General features: G+C 48.8%; 1 protein-coding gene. It reads right to left on the reverse strand.

The features are described 5' to 3' along the window. Positions 1-1,053, reverse strand: a 1,053-nt coding sequence (locus D6B98_RS42210) for a hypothetical protein (RefSeq protein WP_164719178.1), incomplete at both ends; no start/stop codon positions are given.

Here is a 1,053-nt window from a genome sequence, read left to right on the forward strand (position 1 = left end):
CAGGAATTTCTTCGCGGTCGAGGGCACCGGGCTGTCCTCGCCTTCTCTCTCTCCTCCTCCTCCCTTCCCTCCCTCTCTCTCCCCTTTTCTCTCTTCCTCTTCCTCTTCTCTCTTCTTTCCTTTCCTCCCCTCTCTTTCCTTTCCTTCCCCCTTTCTTTCCCTTTTCTTCCTCTTCCCCTTTCTTTCTTCCCTTCTCTTCCCCCTTTTCCTTCTCCCTTTTCCTTTCCTTCCCCTTCTCTCTTCTCTCTCTCTTTTCTCTCTTTTCTCCCTCTCTTTTCTCTTCTTTTCCCTTTTTTTCCTTCCCTTCCCTCTTTTCTCTCTCTTCTCCTTCCTTTTCCTCCTCTTCCCTTTCCCTCTTTTCTTCCTCTCCCTCCCTCTTTTTCCTCTCCCCTTCTTCTCCCCCTCCCTTCCTCCCCTTCTCCCTCCCTTCTCCCCTTCCTCCCTTTCCTCTTCTCCCTCTTTCCTTCTCTCCTCTTCTTCTCCTCCTATTCTTCGTCTTCCTTCCGCCGTCCCTTCCTCCCTTCCTCTTTCCTTTTCTCCCTCTCTCCCTCTCTCCTTCTCTTTCTCCCTCCTCCCGTCTCCCCCTCCTTTTTCTCCTCTCCTCTCCTCTCTCCCTTTTCTCTTCTTCCCTTTCTCTCTCCTTCCCTTTCCTCCTCCCCTCTCCTTCTCTCCCCCTCCCCTCTCTTCTCTTTCCTGGCTTCTTTCTTCCCTTCCTCTCCCTCCTTCCCCCCTCCCTCTCCTTTTCTCCCTTTTTTCTTTTTCTTTCTTCTTCCCCTTCTTCCTTTCCCTCTTCTTCTTTTTCCTTTTCCTTTTCTTCTTCTTTCTCTCTTTTCTTCTCTTCTTCTCTTCCTCTTCTCTTTTTCTCTTTCTCTCTTTCTTTTTTCCTCCTCCTCCTTTTTCCCTTTCTTTTTTCCCCTTCCCTCCCCTTCCCCTCTCTCCCCCTCCTTTTCTTTTTTTCCTCTTCTTCCTCTTTCTTTCCTTTTTCTTTTTTCTTCTCTCTCTTCTCTTTTCTTTTCCTCCCTCTCCTTTCTTCTCTTTCTTTCCTCTCTTCCC

This window comes from Bradyrhizobium sp. LVM 105 (assembly GCF_003957705.1).
GTDB lineage: Bacteria > Pseudomonadota > Alphaproteobacteria > Rhizobiales > Xanthobacteraceae > Bradyrhizobium > Bradyrhizobium frederickii.